The 20636-nt window shown below is 74.9% G+C and carries 20 protein-coding genes and 1 riboswitch; of the genes, 12 read left to right on the plus strand and 8 right to left on the minus strand.

From position 1 onward, the window contains the following. Positions 1–399 carry a DUF5313 family protein gene (locus tag BD833_RS18280; RefSeq protein ID WP_166534573.1) on the minus strand — a complete coding sequence of 133 codons (399 nt, stop codon included), beginning with the start codon at positions 397–399 and terminating at the stop codon, positions 1–3. Positions 400–452: 53 nt separating this feature from the next. Here BD833_RS18280 and rarD point away from each other — a divergent pair, with 53 nt between their 5' ends. From rarD to BD833_RS18305, 5 genes are all read left to right on the plus strand, one after another. Next, positions 453–1370, plus strand: coding sequence for an EamA family transporter RarD (rarD, locus tag BD833_RS18285; protein ID WP_166534574.1), 918 nt, complete (start codon positions 453–455; stop codon positions 1368–1370). 117 nt (positions 1371–1487) lie between these two features. Continuing rightward, the gene (locus BD833_RS18290; RefSeq protein ID WP_166534575.1) at positions 1488–1826 is read left to right on the plus strand and encodes a DUF3263 domain-containing protein; all 339 of its coding nucleotides are present in this window, start codon (positions 1488–1490) and stop codon (positions 1824–1826) included. Positions 1827–1948: 122 nt separating this feature from the next. Next, positions 1949–3202, plus strand: coding sequence for a LytR C-terminal domain-containing protein (locus BD833_RS18295; protein ID WP_166534576.1), 1254 nt, complete (start codon positions 1949–1951; stop codon positions 3200–3202). Between the two features lie 77 nt (positions 3203–3279). Beyond that, complete coding sequence (locus BD833_RS18300; protein WP_243737783.1) at positions 3280–6147, plus strand: alpha/beta fold hydrolase; 2868 nt, start codon at positions 3280–3282, stop codon at positions 6145–6147. Then, positions 6144–7031: an ABC transporter permease gene (locus BD833_RS18305; protein WP_166534578.1), complete on the plus strand. Its 888-nt coding sequence runs from the start codon at positions 6144–6146 to the stop codon at positions 7029–7031. The genes BD833_RS18300 and BD833_RS18305 overlap by 4 nt, the downstream gene beginning before the upstream one ends. Positions 7032–7202: 171 nt before the next feature. On the opposite strand, the gene BD833_RS18310 is transcribed toward BD833_RS18305, so the two are convergent. Continuing rightward, positions 7203–8033, minus strand: a complete 831-nt coding sequence (locus tag BD833_RS18310; protein WP_166534579.1) for an HAD family hydrolase — start codon at positions 8031–8033, stop codon at positions 7203–7205. Between the two features lie 58 nt (positions 8034–8091). Next, positions 8092–8220, plus strand: a riboswitch (SAM riboswitch). Positions 8221–8232: 12 nt separating this feature from the next. Between BD833_RS18310 and thrC the strand changes: the two genes are divergently transcribed. From thrC to groL, 3 genes are all read left to right on the plus strand, one after another. After that, on the plus strand, positions 8233–9534 hold the full coding sequence (thrC, locus tag BD833_RS18315; RefSeq protein WP_208092754.1) for a threonine synthase: 1302 nt from the start codon (positions 8233–8235) through the stop codon (positions 9532–9534). A 199-nt stretch (positions 9535–9733) separates the two neighbouring features. Beyond that, complete coding sequence (locus tag BD833_RS18320) at positions 9734–9934, plus strand: cold-shock protein (protein WP_166534580.1); 201 nt, start codon at positions 9734–9736, stop codon at positions 9932–9934. A gap of 243 nt (positions 9935–10177) precedes the next feature. Next, complete coding sequence (gene groL, locus BD833_RS18325; RefSeq protein WP_166534581.1) at positions 10178–11803, plus strand: chaperonin GroEL; 1626 nt, start codon at positions 10178–10180, stop codon at positions 11801–11803. Positions 11804–11984: 181 nt separating this feature from the next. Here the strand turns inward: groL and BD833_RS18330 are convergent, their stop codons facing one another. Together BD833_RS18330 and BD833_RS18335 are read right to left on the minus strand one after the other, a co-directional pair. After that, on the minus strand, positions 11985–12584 hold the full coding sequence (locus tag BD833_RS18330; RefSeq protein ID WP_166534582.1) for a hypothetical protein: 600 nt from the start codon (positions 12582–12584) through the stop codon (positions 11985–11987). Then, positions 12581–12964, minus strand: a complete 384-nt coding sequence (locus tag BD833_RS18335; RefSeq protein ID WP_166534583.1) for a VOC family protein — start codon at positions 12962–12964, stop codon at positions 12581–12583. Before BD833_RS18335 ends, BD833_RS18330 begins: the two co-directional genes overlap by 4 nt. Before the next feature lie 25 nt (positions 12965–12989). Here BD833_RS18335 and BD833_RS18340 point away from each other — a divergent pair, with 25 nt between their 5' ends. Beyond that, the gene (locus BD833_RS18340) at positions 12990–13787 is read left to right on the plus strand and encodes a DUF72 domain-containing protein (protein ID WP_166534584.1); all 798 of its coding nucleotides are present in this window, start codon (positions 12990–12992) and stop codon (positions 13785–13787) included. On the opposite strand, the gene BD833_RS18345 is transcribed toward BD833_RS18340, so the two are convergent. Then, complete coding sequence (locus BD833_RS18345; RefSeq protein ID WP_166534585.1) at positions 13784–14779, minus strand: Gfo/Idh/MocA family protein; 996 nt, start codon at positions 14777–14779, stop codon at positions 13784–13786. The two genes, BD833_RS18340 and BD833_RS18345, sit on opposite strands and share 4 nt — an antisense overlap. A gap of 38 nt (positions 14780–14817) precedes the next feature. On the opposite strand from BD833_RS18345, the gene BD833_RS18350 reads away from it, so the two are divergent. Then, positions 14818–15093: a DUF4031 domain-containing protein gene (locus BD833_RS18350; RefSeq protein ID WP_166534586.1), complete on the plus strand. Its 276-nt coding sequence runs from the start codon at positions 14818–14820 to the stop codon at positions 15091–15093. Here the strand turns inward: BD833_RS18350 and BD833_RS18355 are convergent. Together BD833_RS18355 and BD833_RS18360 are read right to left on the minus strand one after the other, a co-directional pair. Then, positions 15035–15691: an HD domain-containing protein gene (locus BD833_RS18355; RefSeq protein ID WP_166534587.1), complete on the minus strand. Its 657-nt coding sequence runs from the start codon at positions 15689–15691 to the stop codon at positions 15035–15037. The two genes, BD833_RS18350 and BD833_RS18355, sit on opposite strands and share 59 nt — an antisense overlap. Continuing rightward, positions 15688–16956: an ArgE/DapE family deacylase gene (locus BD833_RS18360; RefSeq protein WP_166534588.1), complete on the minus strand. Its 1269-nt coding sequence runs from the start codon at positions 16954–16956 to the stop codon at positions 15688–15690. Before BD833_RS18360 ends, BD833_RS18355 begins: the two co-directional genes overlap by 4 nt. Before the next feature lie 401 nt (positions 16957–17357). On the opposite strand from BD833_RS18360, the gene BD833_RS23320 reads away from it, so the two are divergent. Next, positions 17358–17489 carry a hypothetical protein gene (locus tag BD833_RS23320; protein WP_279536031.1) on the plus strand — a complete coding sequence of 44 codons (132 nt, stop codon included), beginning with the start codon at positions 17358–17360 and terminating at the stop codon, positions 17487–17489. Positions 17490–17551: 62 nt separating this feature from the next. Further along, positions 17552–20545: a helix-turn-helix transcriptional regulator gene (locus BD833_RS23325; RefSeq protein ID WP_166534589.1), complete on the plus strand. Its 2994-nt coding sequence runs from the start codon at positions 17552–17554 to the stop codon at positions 20543–20545. Between the two features lie 13 nt (positions 20546–20558). Here the strand turns inward: BD833_RS23325 and BD833_RS23095 are convergent. Then, the coding region (locus tag BD833_RS23095; RefSeq protein ID WP_166534606.1) for an integrase core domain-containing protein at positions 20559–20636 on the minus strand (78 nt) is incomplete at its 5' end.

The following is a 20636-nucleotide window of genomic DNA, read 5'->3' on the forward strand; positions in this document are numbered from 1 at the left end:
TCAGTCGAAGCTGCCCGCGCCGTCCCGCCGGTAGCGGGAGAGCCGCTCGACCCGGGCGCGCTCGGCCCGCTCGGCGCGCAGCCGCGCGGCGGTGCCGGGTGGGTAGCCCGCCTTGACCGTGCGGTGCTCGACCGTCTCGACCATGAAGGCGAGTGAGAAGAGCAGTCCGAGGAAGAGGCCGCCGGCCGCGGCTGAGACCCGGTAGGCCAGGGGGACGGGCACCACCAGCAGGCAGAGCGCCACGACCGGCGAGAGCTGGACGAGCGCCCGGCTCAGGTGCCGCCAGACCCACGTCTGCCCGGTCGTGTCGGCCAGCACCCACGGCGACAGCGCGCGGGGAAGCCCCCCGCCGAGGGCGTACCAGACCCACTGCACCGGGTTGGGCCGCTGGCTGCGCACCCCTCGACGGTAAGCCGCTCGGGCGGTCCGCCGCCCGGGCGTACGGTGCCGCCGTGGACGAGCGTCGCCTGGGGGTGGTCTCCGGGCTCGGCGCCTACGCGCTCTGGGGTCTCTTCCCGCTGTACTTCCCGCTCCTGGAGCCGGCCGGTGGGCTGGAGATCGTCGCGCACCGGGTGCTCTGGTCGCTGGTCTTCGTGGGCCTGCTGCTTTGCGTCGTGCGGCGCTGGGGCGCGGTGCGGACGGCGGTCCGGAGCCCGCGCACGGTGCTGGTCCTGGCCGGCGCGGCGCTGCTCGTGGCCACCAACTGGCTGATCTACGTCTACGGCGTCAACTCCGGGCAGGTCGTGGAGACGTCGCTGGGCTACTTCATCAACCCGCTGGTCAGCGTGCTGCTCGGCGTCGTCGTGTTCAGCGAACGGCTCCGCCCCCTGCAGTGGGTCGCCGTCGCGGTCGCGGCCGTCGCCGTGGCGGTGCTCACCATCGACTACGGCCGCCCCCCGTGGATCGCCATCGGCGTCGCCGTGTCCTTCGGGCTGTACGGCCTGATGAAGAAGCTCGTCCGGGTGGAGGCCGCGCCGGGGCTGTTCCTGGAGACGGCGCTGATCGCGGTGCCGGCCGCGGTCGTCCTGGCGGTGCTGCACGCCGGTGGCGACGGGACGTTCGCCAACGCCGGCGCCGGCCACGCGCTGCTCCTGGCCAGCTCGGGCGTGGCGACGGCGGTGCCGCTGCTGCTGTTCGCGGCCGCCGCCCGCCGGATCCCGCTGTCGGCGGTCGGGCTGCTCCAGTACCTGACCCCGCTGATGCAGTTGGCGATCGGCGTCTTCGTCTTCGACGAGCCGATGCCCCCCGCCCGGCTGGCCGGTTTCGTGATCGTGTGGATCGCGCTGGCGATCTTCACCGCCGACACCCTGCGACACGCCCGGGCCGGCGCCCGTCGGGGTTCCCGCGACGTGGTCGTCGCCTCTCCCTGAGCCCGCTCCGGGACCCGCCGCGCAGCGCGCCGGGAAACGTCGGTGGGCGGCGCTACGGTCGTCGACGAGCCGCCCGGGCCGCCCGGGTGATCGAGCACGGCAGGAGATGACGCACCCATGAACAGCGACCCCACCCCCGTGGTCTCCCCGCCCCGGGTCGACGGGTCACCGGGGGACTCCGCGCAGGTCGGCCCGGCAGGTCTGTCCCGGCGGGAGCACGAGATGCTCGGCTTCGAACGGCAGTGGTGGCGCCGGGCCGGGGCCAAGGAGACCGCGATCCGCGACCTCTTCGGCACGACGCCGACGCGGTACTACCAGGCGCTCAACGCCCTGGTCGACCGCCCCGAGGCGCTCGCCGAGGACCCGCTGCTGGTCCGCCGGCTGCGCCGGCTGCGCACCGCCCGGCAGCGAACCCGTTCGTCGCAGGTCCTGGGCAGAACGAATCACATGGATTAGATTCAGTCACCGTGGGCAGGCACGCGGCGTCAGGCAGTGACGGGCTGGACCAGGGAAGCGCGTCCGCAGCCGCCGGGCGGCGGCGGACCGATGGTCCGGCCGGCCCCCGGTCCGGTGGCGGCGTGGACCTGAGCGACCACCCCACGGCGCCCGGGCGCGAGCGCGTGCGGCCCCGGCTGGACGTGCCGCTGAGCACTCCGGCAGAGCCGGGGCGGCAGATGTCCCGCCCCCGCCTGCCGCTGCCGCCGGTGCCGGCCGGGTCCCGCCCCGCTGCCGGCTCCCGCCCCGTGGCCGTGGCCGCCCCACCCACCAGCGCCGCTCCGTTCCAGGCCGTGCCGACCCCCGAGCCGCGGGTCGAGCTGCCGGCCGCAGTTCTGCCTGCCGCGGTCCCGCCGGTCGACGTCCCGGCGTCCGCGCCCGCCCGCAGCGGCCGGACGCCTGCGCCGCTGGCCCCCCGCGTCCCCCGGCAGACCACCCCCGCCGGCACCCCGTCGTCCTCCTACGGCGACTGGACCAAGCCCTCTCGCAGTGACGACACCGGCCGTTCGCGGCTCGGGCCGGACACCGGTCCGCACGCGGCGCGAGTGGTGGTCGCCCCGGCCACCACCGCGATCCCGGAGCGCGGGCGGGCCGCCGAGGAGCCGTTCGACGAGCTCGACACCGAGTTCGGCCACGCCGAGGCGGCCGTCGCCGGCGACGCACCCGAGCCGGTCGACGGTCCGGGCACCGGTCCCGTCGTGCGCGGCCGGGCCGCCTACCGCGTCGAGCGGCAGGCGGCCGACGCGGCCCGTCGCAAGGCGGCCAAGCGCAACGGCACCCCCGACGTCCTCTTCGACGACGAGCCGGCCAAGAAGCCGCACCGCGTCCTCAAGGGCCTGGCCGCCATGGCGGTCGTCGCCGCCGCGGTGCTGGGCGTCTACACGGTCACCCAGCCGGAGCAGACGGAGCCGGTGGGGCAGACGCAGACCGCCCCCGGCGCCACGCCGACGGTCGCCCCCGCCGTCGCCCCGCCGACCACCTCGCTGCCGCCCCTGGAGATCGCGCCCCTGGAGGCCGAGGCCCCCGTCGCCACCGAGCCGGTCCGGGTACCGGTCACCGTGCTGAACGCCACCTCGATCACCGGGCTGGCCGGGAAGATCTCCGACGCCGTCGTGGCCGGGGGCTGGGAGTCGCCGGGCGCCGGCGGCTACCCGGGCACCGATGTCGCCACCACCACCGTCTTCTTCACCGAGGGCGACGAGCAGCAGCGGCAGGCGGCGGTCCAGCTCGTCGAGCAGTTCCCCGAGTTGTCCGGCCCCGCACCGCGCTTCTTCGAGGTCCCCGACGTGCCGGCTCCCGGCCTCGTCATCGTGGCCACCGGCAACTGGCAGCCCTGATCCCTGCCGGCGGGGCCGCGCGGAACACGAACGGCCCCTCGCCCGTTGGGCGCAGCGTGCGCTCCCCTCGCGGGCCCGTGCGTTCCCGCCCGCGCCCCGCTGCGCGCGCCACGCTCGGGGCCCTGCTCGCCCTCGCCCTGTCCCTCGGTCTGCTCGTGCTCGCGCCCCCGGCCGGGGCGGCCGAGGTCGGCACCGAGGAGATCCGGGTGCCGTCCGGCTCCGGCGACGACGCCGTCGAGCTCGACGCGACGCTGTACCTCCCCGACACCGACGAGCCGGCCCCCGCGGTGGTGCTGGCCCACGGGTTCGGCGGCAGCAAGCGCTCGGTCGCCGACGACGCCCGTGACCTGGCGGACCGCGGCTACGTCGTCCTGACGTTCTCGGCCCGTGGCTTCGGCGAGAGCACCGGCAGCATCGGTCTCAACGACCCCCGCTACGAGATCGCCGACCTCTCGACGCTGCTGGACCTGCTCGCCGAGCGGGACGAGGTGCAGCTCGACGCCGACGGCGACCCCCGGGTGGGCGTGGCCGGCGCCTCGTACGGCGGGGCGCTGGCGTTGCTCGGGGCCGCCTACGACGAGCGCGTCGACGCCATCGCCCCGGAGATCACCTGGAGCTCCCTGACCACGGCGCTGTTCCCCGACCACACCGGTGAGATCGACGCCGACACGGTGGCCGCCGTCCCGCCCACCACTGACGAGGGCGTGTTCAAGCAGCTGTGGGCGGGGCTGTTCTTCGGCATCGGCTCGGCGGCGGGGGGCCTGCTCGACGCCGTCGGTGGCGGGGGAGCGGGGGCTCCCGCGACGCCGGCCGCGCTGCCCGACGAGCTGCTCGCCCGGGCCGCGGAGAACCCGGAGGCGGTCGAGCAGCTGCTGACCTGCGGTCGGTTCCGGGCCGACATCTGCGCCGCCTACCAGTCGGCGGCCGCGACCGGCACGCTCACCCCGGAGATCGCCGCGGTGCTCGAGCGCAGCAGCCCGGCCGGCGTGCTCGACCGCATCGACGTCCCGACCCTGCTGGTGCAGGGCACCCAGGACTCGCTGTTCGGCCTGGACCAGGCCGACGCCAACGCCCGCGGGATCGCGGCCGACGGCACCCCGGTCAAGGTCGTCTGGTTCTCCGGCGGGCACGACGCCGGGTCCTCGGACGGGCAGGAGGGCGAGCTGCGCGAGCAGCTCGCCGGCTGGTTCGACTTCCACCTGCGGGGCCAGGGCGAGGACCCGGGCACCGGCTTCGAGTACCCGGCGCCGACCGGCGTCGGGGCCACGCTGGGCCGGGTGCAGGGCGGCGGCCGGACCGTCGTCGCCGACACCTACCCGGGGCTGGACGGCGCGGAGCCGGCCGACCTGGCCACGGTGACGATCGAGGGCCCCCCGCAGCCCGTCGCCACCCCGGCCGGTGGCACCCCGGCGGCGCTGACCACGCTGCCGGGCCTGGGCGCGCTCACCGCGGCGCTCGGGGGCACCACCGCCGAGATCCCCGGCCAGTTCGCCGCCTTCGACAGCGCACCGCTCGACGCCCCGGTCGAGGTCGTGGGCGCCTCGACGGTCGACCTGGTCGTCTCCTCGCGCACCGGCTCGGCCACCCTGTTCGCCAAGCTCTACGACGTCGGCCCGGACGGCGGCACGACGCTGCCCGGTGGCCTGGTGGCGCCGATCTCGCTGACCGGCCTGTCCGCCGACCCGGCCGCGCCCAGCCGGGCGCAGGTCACGCTGCCCGGCATCGTGCACCGGTTCGAGAGCGGTCACACCATGCGCCTGGTGGTCTCCACGACCGACCAGGCCTACGCGCTCCCGGACGAGGCGGCGGTCTACTCCGTCGGCCTCGCGTCGGTCGAGTCGGCGAACGGCGCCGCGGCCGGCGAGACGCTGCTGGCGGTGCCGCAGGTCGAGGGGGCCACCGAGTCCGCGACCGGGTCGCTGCGCTGGTGGGCGCTCCTGGCCGCCGTCCTCGCGCTGGGGCTGCTCGGCTGGCTGGCCGCTCTCTGGTGGGGCCGCCGCCGGCGCCGGCAGGTGTCGCACGTCCAGCCCGACGGCGAGGACGTCCCGCTGCGCTTCGAGGGCGTGACCAAGGCCTACAAGGACGGCTTCGTCGCCGTCCGCGACCTGTCCTTCGAGGTGCGACGCGGCCAGGTCCTCGGCCTGCTCGGGCCCAACGGCGCCGGCAAGACGACGTCGCTGCGCATGCTCATGGGCCTGATCAAGCCGACCGAGGGGCGGATCAGCGTCTTCGGGCACGCGGCCGCCCCGGGCGCTCCGGTGTTGTCGCGGCTGGGCTCCTTCGTGGAGGGCACCGGCCTGCAGCCGCACCTCTCCGGCCGGGACAACCTCACCCTGTACTGGGCGGCCACCGGCCGTCCGATCGAGGACGCGCACATGGAGGAGGCGATCGCGGTGGCCGGCCTCGGCGCCGCCCTCGACCGGCCGGTGCGCCGGTACAGCCAGGGCATGCGGCAGCGGGTCGCGATCGCCCAGGCGATGCTCGGGCTGCCCGACCTGCTGGTCCTCGACGAGCCGACCAACGGGCTGGACCCGCCGCAGATCCACGCCATGCGCGAGGTGTTGCGGAACTACGCCGCGACCGGGCGCACGGTGATCGTCTCCAGCCACCTGCTCAGCGAGATCGAGCAGACCTGCAGCCACGTCGTCGTCATGGCGAAGGGCCAGAAGATCGTCCAGGGGACGGTCGAGGAGATCGTCGGCAGCGGCGGCTCGGTGCTCGTCGGCCTGGCCGACGAGGCCGACACCGAGCGGGCGATCGCCGTCCTCGCCGGCCTGCCCGGGGTCACCGCGGGCCGGACCGACGACGGGCTGGTCGCCGAGCTCGACGGGGCGCGCCGGGCCGACGTCCTGCAGGCGCTGGTGGCGGCGGGCATCGCCGTCGACCAGTTCTCACCGCGTCGCCGGCTGGAGGACGCGTTCCTGGCACTGGTGGGGGAGTCATGACCGCGACGCGGACGTCGGGCAGCGAGCACGTCCAGCCGACCGGCGCGGTCGCCGGCTACCGGCCCGAGCGCACCCTGCGGCTGTCGGTGGAGCTGCGCCGGCAGTTCAAGCGGCGCCGCACGCTGGGCGTGTTCGCGCTGATGATCGCGCTGCCGCTGGTGCTCATCGCCGCGCTGCAGCTGGGCGCCAGCGAGGAGGCCGCGGAGAACAGCCGGATCAACCTGGTCGACGTCGCGACGTCCAGCGGGCTGAACTTCACCCTGTTCGTGCTGTTCGCGACCACCGGCTTCTTCCTGGTCGTGGTGTACGCGCTGTTCTTCGGCGACACCGTGGCCGTCGAGGCCCAGTGGGGGTCGCTGCGGTACGCGCTGGCCACGCCGGTCCCGCGGATGCGGCTGCTCCGGCAGAAGTGGCTGGCCGCGCTGGTGCAGTCGGTCGCGGCGCTGGTCACCCTCGCCGCCGTGGCGGTGGTGGCCGGCGGGATCGCGTTCGGCTTCGACGACATCCAGACGCCGGTCGGGGTCACCCTCGGCCAGGGCGAGGGGATGCTGCGGCTGGCCGGGATGCTCGGGTACCTCGCCGTCCACCTGCTGGTCGTCGGCGCGCTGGCGTTCTGGTTCTCCACGATCACCGACGCGCCGCTGGCCGCCGTCGGTGGCGCGGTGTTCACGATGTTCGTCTTCGCGATCCTCGACCAGGTGGAGCAGCTCGGCTCGATCCGCGACTGGTTTCCCACCGCCGAGGAATTCGCCTGGACCGACCTGCTGCAGACGCCGGTCGACTCCGACGACCTGTTCCGCGGCGTCATCCAGTCGCTGGTCTACATCGCGATCTTCACCGCGCTCGGCTTCCGCCACTTCGCAAGGCGCGACGTCACGTCGTAGGGCTTGTCGCGCCGAGTGGGCCCCGGAGGGGTCCGCGCAGGCGCGACGCAGCGGCTCCACGCGACAGGGGACGGCACCTGGCCGCGGTGCGATCCGGAGGATCGCGATGTCACAGCGGTGCGATCCGGAGGATCGCGATGTCACAGCGGTGCGATCCGGAGGATCGCCGTGTCACAGGCTGGCGCGCACCGCCTGGGCCCAGCCCTCGCCCATGGCGCCGGCCGTGACGGCGGCGTTGGGGACGGCGGCCAGCGCCTGGCTCATGCCGTCGACGGCGCCGCCGTTCGCGGTGATCCACAGCCGGCCCACCGCGGGGGCCATGTCCAGGTCGCTGACGCTGTCCCCGATCGCGACCGCGTCGTCGGGGGAGAGGGCGCGACGCTCCAGGTCCCAGGCGATCGCCGCGCCCTTGGAGATGCCGCGCGGCATCAGGTGGTAGACCCGTGGCGGCGCCGGGTCGGCGGCCAGCCCCATCCAGGACGCCGGCGGGATGGCGCCGTTGTCCTTGAGCGTCAGCCAGCCCGCGCCCCGCTCGGCCAGCCAGGCGTCGACCGACAGCGGGTCGACCCGGCCGCGCAGGAGTGCGTCGGTGGCGTGGGTGGCGTGCCAGGGGGCGTGCCACTCGAGCCGGCCGGGGTTCGCGGCGATCAGCTCCTCGACGACGCCGAGCTCGGCCATGACCTCCATCGGCGTCCGGTCGCCGTACTGCTCGGGCAGCTCGCCGCGCAGCCGGTGGGTGTCCCGCCCCGAGCCCCAGCCGATCGTGGCGCCCAGCTCGGCGATGGCGCCGTCGGCGGCGAAGATCCGCGCGGCCTCCACCACCTGCTCGTACGTCCGGCCGCTGACCAGCACCAGCGACACCCCGGCGCGGTGCAGGTCGAGCAGCGCCCCGGCCGGCCCGTCGGTCAGCTCGCGGCCGGCGGTGTGCCAGAAGGAGCCGCGCGGGCCCACCATCGTGCCGTCGAGGTCGGTGTAGACGATGCGGGCTGCAGCCGGGGCCATGCCCACCATCCTGTCCGGCGGCGGAACCGGTACCTCCCGCGGGTACGATCCATCCGTTCACTCATCCAGAGGGGCAGAGGGACACGGCCCGATGAAGCCCCGGCAACCGCCGCCTGCGCGCACGTGCAGCGGGAGGTGCCAATTCCGTCCCGCGCGGCTCGACGGCCCGCCGCGGGGAAGATGAGGAGGTAGTCGTCGCATGACTCTCACCGCTCCCGGTTCGGTCCAGGCCGACAGCTCCGCCGGTGGTCCCGTTCCGCCCTGTCCGGCCCGCGGCCTGGTCTGCCGCAACTGCGGCGCGACCTTCGGGCTGGTCGCCGAGCACGCCTGCGCGGAGTGCTTCGGCCCGCTGGAGGTCGACTACGACCCCGAGCTCATGAAGGCGGTCACCCGCGAGCAGATCGAGTCGGGGCCGCAGAACATCTGGCGCTACGTCGCCCTGCTCCCGGTGGGGCAGGACCCCGCCGGCCGCGTCTCGCTCGACCCGGGCCTCACCCCGCTGGTCCGCGCCGACCGGCTGGCCGCCGAGCTCGGCCTCACCGGCGGGCTGTGGGTGAAGGACGACTCGGCCAACCCCACGCACTCGTTCAAGGACCGCGTGGTGAGCCTGGCCGCCACCGCCGCCAAGGGGCTCGGCTACCGGAAGATCGCCGCCGCCTCCACCGGCAACCTGGCCAACTCGGTCGCCGCGCACGCCGCCCGCGTCGGCATCCCCTCGTTCGTGTTCATCCCGAGCGACCTGGAGCCGGGCAAGGTCGTGCAGTCGGCGGTCTACGGGCAGACGCTGGTCGCCGTCGACGGCTCCTACGACGACGTCAACCGGCTCACCAGCGAGCTCGCCGAGACCGACGAGTTCGAGGACACCGCCTTCGTCAACCAGAACGTGCGGCCCTACTACGCCGAGGGCTCGAAGACGATGGGCTACGAGATCGCCGAGCAGCTGGGCTGGCGGATCCCGGCGCAGGTCGTCATCCCCATGGCCTCGGGCTCGCTGCTCACCAAGGTGGACAAGGCGTTCCGCGAGCTCACCGCCGCGGGCATCGTCGAGGCCACCGAGTGGACGATCTTCGGTGCCCAGTCGGCCGGGTGCGACCCCATCGCGACCGCCTTCGACAACGGCTGGGACGTCGTCAAGCCGGTGAAGCCGACCGGCATCGCCAAGTCGCTGAACATCGGCAACCCCGCCGACGGCCCGTACGCGCTCGACGCCATCCGGCGCACCGGAGGTGCGGTCGGCCGGGTCGGTGACGACGAGATCGTCCAGGGCATCCGCGACCTCGCCCGCACCACCGGCGTCTTCGCCGAGACCGCCGGCGGCGTGACCGTCGCCGTCCTCCGCCAGCTGGTGGAGGACGGGCGGCTGGACCCGGCCAAGGAGACCGTCGTCCTCAACACCGGCGAGGGCCTGAAGACCCTCGACCCGCTGCTGCCGGTCGTGGGCCCGACGCACCGGGTGGACCCCTCGCTGAAGTCGGTGCGGGCCGCGGGCCTGATCGGCTGAGGGCACTGGCCCCGGATCCGGTGGGTCCGGGGTCGCCCGATCCGGGCAACGGAACGGCGTCGCTGTACCGCTACCAGCCATTTCCTGTTGTACGTTCTCGCGCGGTTCCAGTTCCACGTTCGTGTCCGACGGGCGGAAGAGGTGGACCCGGCTCCCCGATCCGGAGGAGCCGTCCGCACACACGTTCGTGGGAGCACACGTGGCACAGGGCACCGTGAAGTGGTTCAACGCCGAGAAGGGCTTCGGCTTCATCGCCGTCGACGGCGGGCAGGACGTCTTCGTCCACTACTCGGCCATCCAGATGGACGGGTACAAGAGCCTCGACGAGGGCCAGCGCGTCGAGTTCGAGGTCGTCCAGGGCGCGAAGGGTCCCCAGGCCGACGCCGTCCGCGGCGCCTGACGGCACACAGCTCAGCACCGGAGGCCCGGTTCCCCGCTAGGGGGACCGGGCCTCCGCCACTTCTTGCACTCCCCGGGGTCGAGTGCCAGACTCGTTTCTGGCACTCGTACCCTTTGAGTGCCAATCAGGTCGGAACGGTGAGGCACCGGTCGGTGGACCGAAGGAGCGTCCACGCCACTGGTGTCGTCCGTCGCGGGCACCAACCCGGCCGTGCAGCGATCCACGCTCGGAGGACATCACCACATGGCCAAGATGATCGCGTTCAACGAAGAGGCGCGCCGCGGCCTCGAGCGAGGGATGAACACCCTCGCCGACGCCGTCAAGGTGACGCTCGGCCCCCGTGGCCGCAACGTCGTGCTGGAGAAGAAGTGGGGCGCCCCCACGATCACCAACGACGGTGTGAGCATCGCCAAGGAGATCGAGCTCGAGGACCCCTGGGAGAAGATCGGGGCCGAGCTGGTCAAGGAGGTCGCCAAGAAGACCGACGACGTCGCGGGTGACGGCACCACCACCGCCACCGTGCTCGCCCAGGCGCTCGTGCGCGAGGGTCTGCGCAACGTCGCCGCCGGCGCCAACCCGATGGCCCTGAAGAAGGGCATCGAGGCCGCCGTCGCCTCGGTCTCGGAGTACCTGCTCTCGACCGCCAAGGACGTCGAGACCAAGGAGCAGATCGCCGCCACCGCGTCGATCTCCGCCGCTGACCCGGCCATCGGCGAGCTCATCGCCGAGGCGATGGACAAGGTCGGCAAGGAAGGCGTCATCACCGTCGAGGAGAGCAACACCTTCGGGCTCGAGCTCGAGCTCACCGAGGGCATGCGCTTCGACAAGGGCTACATCTCGCCCTACTTCGTCACCGACGCCGAGCGCATGGAGGCCGTCCTCGACGACCCGTACGTGCTCGTGGTCAACAGCAAGATCAGCTCGGTCAAGGACCTGCTCCCGCTGCTGGAGAAGGTCATGCAGTCGGGCAAGCCGCTGGCCATCATCTCCGAGGACGTCGAGGGCGAGGCCCTCGCGACCCTGGTCGTGAACAAGATCCGCGGCACCTTCAAGTCCGTCGCCGTCAAGGCCCCGGGCTTCGGTGACCGCCGCAAGGCCATGCTCGGCGACATCGCCATCCTCACCGGTGGCCAGGTCATCAGCGAGGAGGTCGGCCTCAAGCTCGACACCGCCGGCCTCGAGCTGCTCGGCCGCGCCCGCAAGGTCGTCGTCACCAAGGACGAGACGACGATCGTCGAGGGCGCCGGTGACACCGACCAGATCGCCGGTCGGGTCAACCAGATCCGCAGCGAGATCGAGCGGTCGGACTCCGACTACGACCGCGAGAAGCTGCAGGAGCGCCTGGCCAAGCTGGCCGGTGGCGTCGCCGTCATCAAGGCGGGCGCGGCCACCGAGGTCGAGCTCAAGGAGCGCAAGCACCGCATCGAGGACGCGGTGCGCAACGCCAAGGCCGCCGTCGAGGAGGGCATCGTCGCCGGTGGTGGCGTCGCCCTCGCGCAGGCCACGGCCGTCGCGTTCGACAAGCTCGAGCTCCAGGGCGACGAGGCGACCGGTGCCAACATCGTGCGCGTCGCGCTCGAGGCCCCGCTGAAGCAGATCGCGATCAACGCCGGCCTCGAGGGCGGCGTCGTGGCGGAGAAGGTCCGCAACTCCGAGACCGGCTGGGGCCTCAACGCCGCCACCGGCGAGTACGTGGACCTGGTCGCGGCCGGCATCATCGACCCGGCCAAGGTCACCCGGTCGGCGCTGCAGAACGCCGCCTCCATCGCGGCGCTCTTCCTCACCACCGAGGCCGTCATCGCCGACAAGCCGGAGAAGAACGCTCCGGCCATGCCGAACAGCGACGGCATGGCGGGCATGGACTTCTGAGTCCAGCTCCACCAGCACTGCCCGGCAGGGGCGGTCCCGCATCGCGGGGCCGCCCCTGTCGGCGTTCCGGGCACCGCTAGGGCGACGAGTTCGGGGAAGTTGCTGCCTGTAACGCCGTCCGGGCCGCTACTTCCCCGAACTCGCGGATCGTCGATCCGGGACCAGGTCGGGTTGTCGCCGGTCAGTCGACGGCGCGGCCGATGGAGCGCATGCGGACGCGCAGCTCCGTCAGCCGCTCGACCACCAGCTCACCGGCCCAGCGTGCCTCGCCCAGACCGTCGAGCACCCAGGACGGCGGTCCGGTGATCGGTCCCAGCAGCCCGCTGACCGACCCCAGCGCCAGGACGACGAGCCGCCGCGGCGTCTCCGTCCCGTCGCGTTCCGTGGCTCGGTCGGCCTCCGTCCGCTCCCGCTGGAGGTCCTCGAAGCTCCGGAACGGGTACCGCAGCGACCACGGGCGCAGCCGCCACACGTCGGCCGCCACGAGCCGGCCCGCCCACTCGTCGAACCCGAGCCGTCCCCAGTCCAGCCACCGCTGCAGCCCGGTGTCGCCCTCGTCCGCCTCCGCGGCCACGTCGGCGAGCCCGTGCACCGCCGCCACCCCGTGGTCGAGCTCCACGGCGTCCTCGGTGTCCGTGAGGGCGCCGCAGACCGCCAGGTCGAGGATCAGCGCCCCGCGGACGAGGTGGTCGTCGTAGGTGAGTCCCCGCGGCCGTCCCCGCCGGTTCAGGCAGAGCGCGGCCAGCCGGGTCGTCGCGAGGTCGCGCAGGGGTTCGGTCACTCGGACGGGAAGACGCAGAACTCGTTGCCCTCGGGGTCGGCGAGGACGCTCCACTCGATCTCGTCGTCCTGCTCGCGCACCATCGTGGCGCCGGCCGACAGCAGCGGCCAGGTCTCGCCGACGACGTCGAAGTGCATGCGGTTCTTCCCCGTCTTCGGCCCGGGCACCGGGACGATCCACATGAGCGGCCCCTCGCCGGCCGGATCCACGATCGGGATCGGCCAGTCGTGCGGGCGCGGCTCGTCGTCCTCCGGCGTCTGCGCGTCCTCCAGCTCGTCGCGGCGGACGTAGCCGATCGCGGCGCACCACCAGTCGGCCAGGGCGTGGTGGTCGTTGGCGTCGAGGCAGAGGTCCTTGAAGCGGGCGGGTGCGTCAGCCATGACTGCGGAGGGTAGGCGGCTCCCCGTGAACGTGATCATCGGGACCTCGGGGTGGCAGTACCGCGACTGGCGTGGCGCCTTCTACCCGCAGAAGCTCCCGCAGCGGCTCTGGCTCGAGCACTTCGCCACGCACTTCGCGACCGTGGAGAGCAACGCCGCCTTCTACCGGCTGCCCGAGCACGAAACCTTCGTGAAGTGGCGGGAGCGCACCCCGCCGGACTTCCGGTGGGCGGTCAAGGCGAGCCGTTTCCTCACCCACATCAAGCGGCTCCGCGAGCCGGAGGAGCCGGTCGCCCGGCTGATGGGCCGCGCGGCCGGGCTGGAGCAGCGGCTGGACACCATCCTGCTGCAGCTGCCGCCCACCCTGAAGGCCGATCCCGAGCTGCTGCGGGAGTGCCTGGCGCAGTTCCCCGCCGGCACCCGGGTCGCCGTCGAGCCGCGGCACGAGTCGTGGTGGACCGACGAGGTGCGGGCGCTGCTGGAGCGCTACGGGGCGGCCCTGTGCTGGGCCGACCGGATGGAGCAGCCGGTGACGCCGCTGTGGCGCACCGCCGACTGGGGCTACCTGCGCTTCCACACCGGTCTGGAGAACTGGCGCTACCGGCCGGAGACCCTGCAGCTGTGGGCGGACCGGCTGGTCGCGACCTACGGCGACTCCGACGTCCTCGTGTACTTCAACAACGACCCCGGCTGCGCCGCCGTCATCGACGCGGTGCTGTTCGCCGACGCCGTGCGCCGGGCCGGGGGGACGCCGACCCGCGTGCCCACCGCCGACCAGGCCACCGGGCTCGCCTGGCCGGCGCCCGAGCCGGCCGGACGCTAGAGGACGCCGACCGCCTCCGCGTGCCGCACGCCCAGCTGCTCGGCGGCCTGGCCGAGCACGTCCTGCACGGCGAGGGTGTCGGCCAGCGGCATGACGGCGCTCTCGGTACGCCCGGCGAGCAGGCACCCGGTCACCTCGATCAGCTCGTGCGCGTAGCCCCCGCCGGTCTGCGGCCGGGTGATCGTCTCGGGCTCGGCGCCGGCGCGGTGCAGCACGATCGTCGCGGGGTGGTGGAAGCGGGGGAGGACGTCGATCCAGCCGGCCGTGCCGAACACCCGGGCCTGGCCGGGCAGCGCCGTGCGCAGCGAGGTGCTGAGGGACGCGGTGCGCCCGTCGCCGAAGTCGAGCAGCAGCGCGGCGTCGGCGTCGGCCCCCGAGGGGAAGAGCGCGCCGGTGGCGACCACCCGCTGCGGGGTGCCGAGCAGCATCTGGGCGAACGACACGACGTAGACGCCGAGGTCGAGCAGCGCGCCCCCGCCCAGCTCCATCGCGAACAGCCGGTCCAGCGGGTCGTACTCCCGGGCGACGCCGAGGTCGGCCTGCACCGAGCGCACCTCGCCGATCGCGCCGTCGGCGACCAGCTCGTTCAGGGCGACGACGGCCGGCTGGAACCGGGTCCACATCGCTTCCATCACGAAGGTGCCGGTCTCCCGGGCCAGGTCCACGACCTCGGCTGCTCCCGGGGTGGTCGCGGTGAACGCCTTCTCCACCAGCAGCGCCTTGCCGGCGCGGAGGGCAGCCAGCGCGATCGGGTGGTGCTGCGGGTGCGGCGTCGCCACGTAGAGGACGTCGACCTCCGGGTCGGCCAGGATCTCGGCGTAGGACCCGTAGGCCCGGTCGAGACCGTGCCGGGCGGCGAAGTCGTCGGCCCGCTGCTGCGACCGCGAGGCGACGGCGACCGCCCGCGCATCCGGCACGTGCCCGAAGTCGCGCACCACGTTCTCCGCGATGCGGCCCGGCCCGACGATTCCCCAGCGGATCTCCCTGTTCACCCGGCAGACGCTAGCCGGAGCCGGGCAGACTGCTCCCCGTGGCCGTGCTGATCGACTTCCCGGTGTGGCCCTGGCGGGGGCGGAGGTGGTCGCACCTGGTGAGCGACGTGAGCTACGAGGAGCTGCACGCCTTCGTGGCGGCGGAGCTGGGCATCCCGCGCCGGGCGTTCCAGGGCGACCACTACGACGTCCCGGAGGACCTCTACGACATCGCCGTCGCGGCGGGGGCGCTCCCGGTGGGCGCCCGGGAGCTGCTCAGCCGGCTGCTGGCGGCCGGTCTCCGCCGGCGGAAGGGCGCGCCCGGAGCAGCGTGAGCTCTGCGGCCAGGTTGGCCCGGGCGACCGGCTCCCACGCCGCCGCGACAGGCAGCCGGTAGAGCCGGGGAAGGGCGAGCAGCCCTTCCAGGACGGCGATCCGCCCGGCGGTGAAGTCGTCGTCGGAGAGGTGCCCGTACTCGGCGCGCACCGCCGACGCGTACCCGGCGTAGGCCTGCGGCGGGCTGGCCAGCACGGCGAGGTCGGCGTCGCACAGCGCCGCTCCGTTGACGTCGCCCGGCTCGGGGTCGTGCCCGGCGGTGAGCCGGACCAGGCGGACCACCTCCGCCGCCCGCTCGTCGGGCACCAGGCCGCGCAGCCCGGCCTGCGCCCGGGCCGCGCTGATCTCCTCGTTGTCCGGGCGCTCCGGGTCGTAGACGACGTCGTGGTACCAGGCGGCCAGCCGGACGGCGTCCGGGTCGGCGACGTCGGCGGTCAGCCCGTCGAGGAGGCCGAGCACCGCGGCCAGGTGCGCCAGGTCGTGGTAGTGGCGGTGCGGCTCGCTCCACGCGGCGACGAGGGCCGCCCACTCGGTGCGCGAGGTGGGGGAGTCACCGGCCAGCGCCGCCCAGGCGTCGAAGCCGACGGGGCCGCTCATCGGGCCGCCCCGCAGGTGCGCAGCGCCAGCAGGGCGAGGGCACGGGCGGCGGTGACCAGCTCGGCGATCGGCACCTGCTCCAGCGGGCCGTGCGCGAGGTGCAGGTCGCCCGGCCCGTAGTGCAGCGTCGGGATGCCGGCCGCGGCGTAGAGCCGGAGGTCGGTGCCGGCCGCGACCGCGCGCTCGGCCGGTTCGGGCCCGCCGGCGTCCACGACGGCCCGCCGCACCGCCGGCAGCAGCGGTGCGCCGGCCGGCAGCTGCCCGCTGGCGAACGCCCCGCCGGTCCAGGTGAGCCGCACCGGGTGGTCGGCGAGCCACGGGTGCCCGGCGGAGACGTCGGCCAGCCGGCTCTCCAGCGCCGCCTTCGCCGCCTCCACCGGCTCGCCCACGCGCACCCCGTAGCGGCCCTCGGCGACCAGCCGGTCGGGCACCGAGCTGGCCCAGTCGCCGGCGCGCACCCGGCCGATGGACAGGCCGTGGGGGAAGCGGGCGTCGCCGAAGCGGGGGTCGGCGTCCCGCTGCCGCTCGGCCTCGAAGGCGAGCAGCTCCGCGTGCACGTGCACGAACAGCTCCACCGCGCTGACCCCGCGGTCGCGCATGGCGGCGTGCGCGGCGTGCCCGGTGACCTCCAGCCGGAAGGTGAGGGCCCCGGCGGCGGCGGTGACGACCGCCTGCGCGGTCGGCTCGGGGATGACGCACAGGTCGCCGGTGTGGCCGCGGCGCAGGGTGGCCCACGCGCCGAGCCCGCCGTCCTCCTCGCCGACGACGCCGTGCACCGCCAGCGGGCGGGCCAGGCGGACGCCCGCCGCCCGCAGGGCGCGCACCGCCGCCAGCGCGGCCACCACGCCGGCCTTCATGTCGCAGGCGCCGCGGCCGTGCACCGCGCCGTCGGCGACGCGGGGGACGAAGGGGTCGCCGGCCCAGAGGCCCGGGTCGCCGGGCGGGACGACGTCGGTGTGCCCGGCCAGCACCAGCGCCGGCCGGCCCGCGCCGCCCACGGTGCCGACGACCCCCCACGCCTCGGTGCGCACGACCTCCTGCCCCGGGGCGTCCGGGGCGCTCGCGGCCTCGGCCAGGTCGATCGGCCACCGGTCGACGGCGCAGCCGAGCTCCTCGAGCCAGTCGGCCAGCAGGTGCTGCGCCTCGCTCTCCGCGGCGGTGCCGCCGACGGACGGGACGGCGATCAGCGCGCAGAGCCGGTCGACCGCCCACTGCTCGTCGACGGCGGCGAGCACGCGGGCCTCGTCGTCGGAGAGGTCGGCCACGATCGGAGTCTGGCACGGAGGGCGGCGGGCCGGACGCTCGCGGCCGGGAGGGAACGGTCCGGAAAATTGCCGCCGGGTGGGTGTCGGGCAGGGGCGCACGGGTAGCCTCGACAGTGTCCGGGCCGGGTGCATCGTGCCCCCGGGTGCCATTTGGTTACGCCTTCACGGACTACCGCCCCGACCTCGGTCGGGGGCCTGGAGCCGCGTTGTGCATCTCGCCGCGAGGCGGCCGTCATCCGGTCCGGACCTCGACTTCTACGGGCCCCACCTCAGGTGGGGCCCGTCGTCGTCGTAAGGGGCCTCAGACGCCGGGGACCCGGCAGACCTGCGTGGTCGCCCGATGCCGGGAGAGCCCCCTCAGCACGAGCGTCCTCCTCGTCAGACCGACGAGGAGGAACACCATGAACCAGCACTACCCCAACCCCGGCATGGACGCCGAGCTCGCCTATCGCCGTGAGGTCCTCATGGCCAGCGGCCAGGGCACCCGCACCCGCCGCGGCCCGTGGTTCTCCCGGCGCCGGCGTTCGCGCTGAGCGCACCCGGACGGGTGGCCGGACGGCCCGGACCGTCACCCCCGCGTGCCACGATCGCTGACGTGTCACGTTGGGACGACGGCCCGCTGGTGGGCCGCACCGAGGAGCTCGCCCGGCTGCTCGCGCACGTCGACCGGGCGGTCGGCGGGCGGGCGTCCGCGGCGCTGCTGGCCGGCGACGCCGGCGTGGGCAAGACCCGGCTGCTCCGCGAGCTGGGCCGGCACGCAGCCGAGCGCGGTCTGCGGGTGCTCACCGGGCACTGCGTCGACCTCGGTGACGTGGGCCTGCCGTACCTGCCGTTCGTCGACCTGCTCCGCCCGGTGGCGGCTGATCCGGACCTCGTGCCGGCCTCGCGCGAGAACCCGGTGCTCACCGGCCTGATCGCCGGCCGGCCGGGCGCGGTCGTCCCGGTGCGGCCCCCCGCGGAGGGGCAGGACCTCAGCGGCCCGCTCCGGCACCGGGCCGCTCCGCCGCCGGTCGACGACGGCCGCCTCCAGCTGTTCGAGTCGGTCGCCGGGCTGCTGTGCGAGCTGGCCGCGAACGGCCCGCTGCTGGTGGTGCTCGAGGACGTGCACTGGGCCGACCGCTCCAGCCGCGACCTCCTGCGCTACCTGCTGGCCCGGCTGACCGACGAGCCGATCGTCGTCGTCGCCTCCTACCGGGCCGACGACCTGCACCGCCGGCACCCGCTGCGCCCGCTGCTGGCCGAGCTGGTGCGGCTGCCGGGCGTGGAGCGGGTCGACCTCGCCCCGCTGCCCGACCGGGCCCTCGGTGAGCTGGTGCGCGACCTCGCCGGCCGGACCGGCGGGCTCCCGGAGCACGACGTCGACGACGTCGTCGCGCGGGCGGAGGGGAACGCGTTCTACGCGGAGGAGCTGCTGGCCGCCGGCCTGCACGGCGAGCGGCTGCCGCTGGCGCTGACCGACGTCCTCCTGGCCCGGGTGGAGCAGCGCTCGCCCGCGGCCCAGCGGGTGCTGCGGGTGGCCGCCGTCGCCGGCCGGCGGGTGCGCCACGAGCTCCTCGCGGCGGTCGGGGAGATCTCCCCGGACGAGCTGGAGCAGGCGTTCGCCGAGCTGGTCCACCACCACCTGCTCGTGGTCTCCGACGACGGCCGCTACCGGTTCCGGCACGCGCTGCTGCGGGAGGCGGTGCTCGCCGACCTGCTGCCCGGGGAGCGGGTGCGGCTGCACGCCGCGATCGCCGGCTACCTCGCCACCCACCGGGACGCCGGCACGGCCGCGGAGCGCGCCCACCACGCCCGGGAGAGCAACGACCTCCCGGGCGCGCTCGGCGCGTCGCTGGAGGCGGCGTCCGACGCCCGTCGCCTGGGCGCCCCGGCCGAGCAGCTGCAGCACCTGGAGTCCGCGCTGGCGCTCTGGTCGGCGGTGCCCGACGCGGCCGAGCGCGCGGGTCGCGACCAGGCCGCCCTGCTGCTGGAGACCGCTCGGGCGGCGCGGACGGCGGGGGAGCTGCACCGCGCCGTCGCCCTGCTGCGCTCGGCGCTCCAGGTGCTCGGGCCGGAGGCCGACGCGGAGACGCGCGCCCGGGTGCACTACACGCTGGCCCAGGCCATGGTGCGCGTCGAGGACGAGTTCGGGGCGCACCGCGAGAGCACGGCGGCGATGGCGCTGGTGCCGGCGCACCCGCCGTCGGAGGTGCGCACCTGGGCGGCGGCCACGCACGCGCGGATGAGCTACGCCGTCGGCCGGATCGAGGAGGCCGAGGCCGCCGTCGAGGAGGCGCTCGCGGCGGCGGACGCGCTGGGGCTCGACGGCGCGTGGTCCGACATCGCCGTCACCCAGCTGCGGGCGAAGCCGGGGGCCGATCCGGAGTGGGTGCGGGCCCGCCTGGACGAGGCCTTGCTGCGGGCCCGCCGGTCCGGCGACCTCGACGTGGAGATGCGGGCGCTGTACAACCTCGCCACGGTCGCCTTCGAGGCCGGGCGGATCGACGAGGCGCTGGGCTGGACCCGGCGCGGGACGCGACGGGCGCACGACCGCGGCAGCGACTGGTCCTACTACGCGGCCGAGCTGCGGCACCTGCAGGTGACCGCGCTGTACATGACCGGTAACTGGGACGCGAGCCTCGCGGAGGCCGACCTGCTGGCCCGCGTGCCGGAGATCGCCGCCCACGTGCGTGCGGCCGGACTGCTCGTCATGGTCGGCCGAGGTGATCCGGGGGCGCGCGAGCGGCTGGACTGGGCCCACGGGCTGGTCTCGCGGCTGCGCGCCCACATCCTGCTCGACCTCGTCACGGCCGCGTCGGAGATCGACCTGGCCGCGTGGCAGGGGAACGCGCAGACCGCCCTGGAGGTGGCCCGCGCGGCCTGCCGGCGGCTGCGGGAGGAGTGGGAGGACGACCACCTCGGGGTGCTCCGGCTGGCCGGCACGGCCCTGGCCCCCGTGGTCGACGCCGCCACCTCGGCGCGGCGGGCGGGGGACGCCGGTGGCACGGAGCGCTGGGTCGCGGCGGGCGAGGAGCTGGTCGGCCTCGCCGGCGACGCGGTCGACACCTACCGGCGGTGGTGGGGCGACACCATGGGCGTGGAGGCGACCGCCTGGCAGGCGCGGGTGGCGGCGGAGGCGGCCCGGCTGGCCGGAGACCCCGCACCGGAGCTCTGGCGGGCCTCGGCGGAGGCCTTCCGCTTCGGGCACGTCTACGAGGAGGCCCGGTCACGGTGGCGGCTGGCCGAGGCGCTGCTGGCCGCCGACGACCGGGCCGGCGCCGCCGTCGAGGCCCGGTCCGCGCACGACGTCGCCGTCCGGCTGGGGGCGGCACCGCTGCGCGCGGCGGTGGAGGCCCTGGCCCGGCGCGGGCGGCTGGAGCTCCCCGGCCATCGGATCGTCGACGCCGCGGCGGTGCTCACCCCGCGCGAGCAGTCGGTGCTGGCGCTGCTGGCGGCCGGGCGCACCAACCGGCAGATCGGCGCGGAGCTCTACATCAGCGAGAAGACCGCGAGCGTGCACGTCAGCAACATCCTCGCGAAGCTCGGCGCCGGCGGTCGCACGGAGGCCGTCGCCCTCGCCGCCGCACGCGGGCTGCTCCCGACGGCCTAGGTGTACCCGGCCATCAGGTTGGTGCCAGGCGGCTGACCGGCGGGAGTCCGCCGAGTGCGCTGTGGCGGCGTTGAGTGTTGTAGTGCTCGAT

It is taken from the genome of Blastococcus xanthinilyticus (genome assembly GCF_008124835.1).
In the GTDB taxonomy this organism is placed as follows: Bacteria; Actinomycetota; Actinomycetes; order Mycobacteriales; family Geodermatophilaceae; genus Blastococcus; species Blastococcus xanthinilyticus.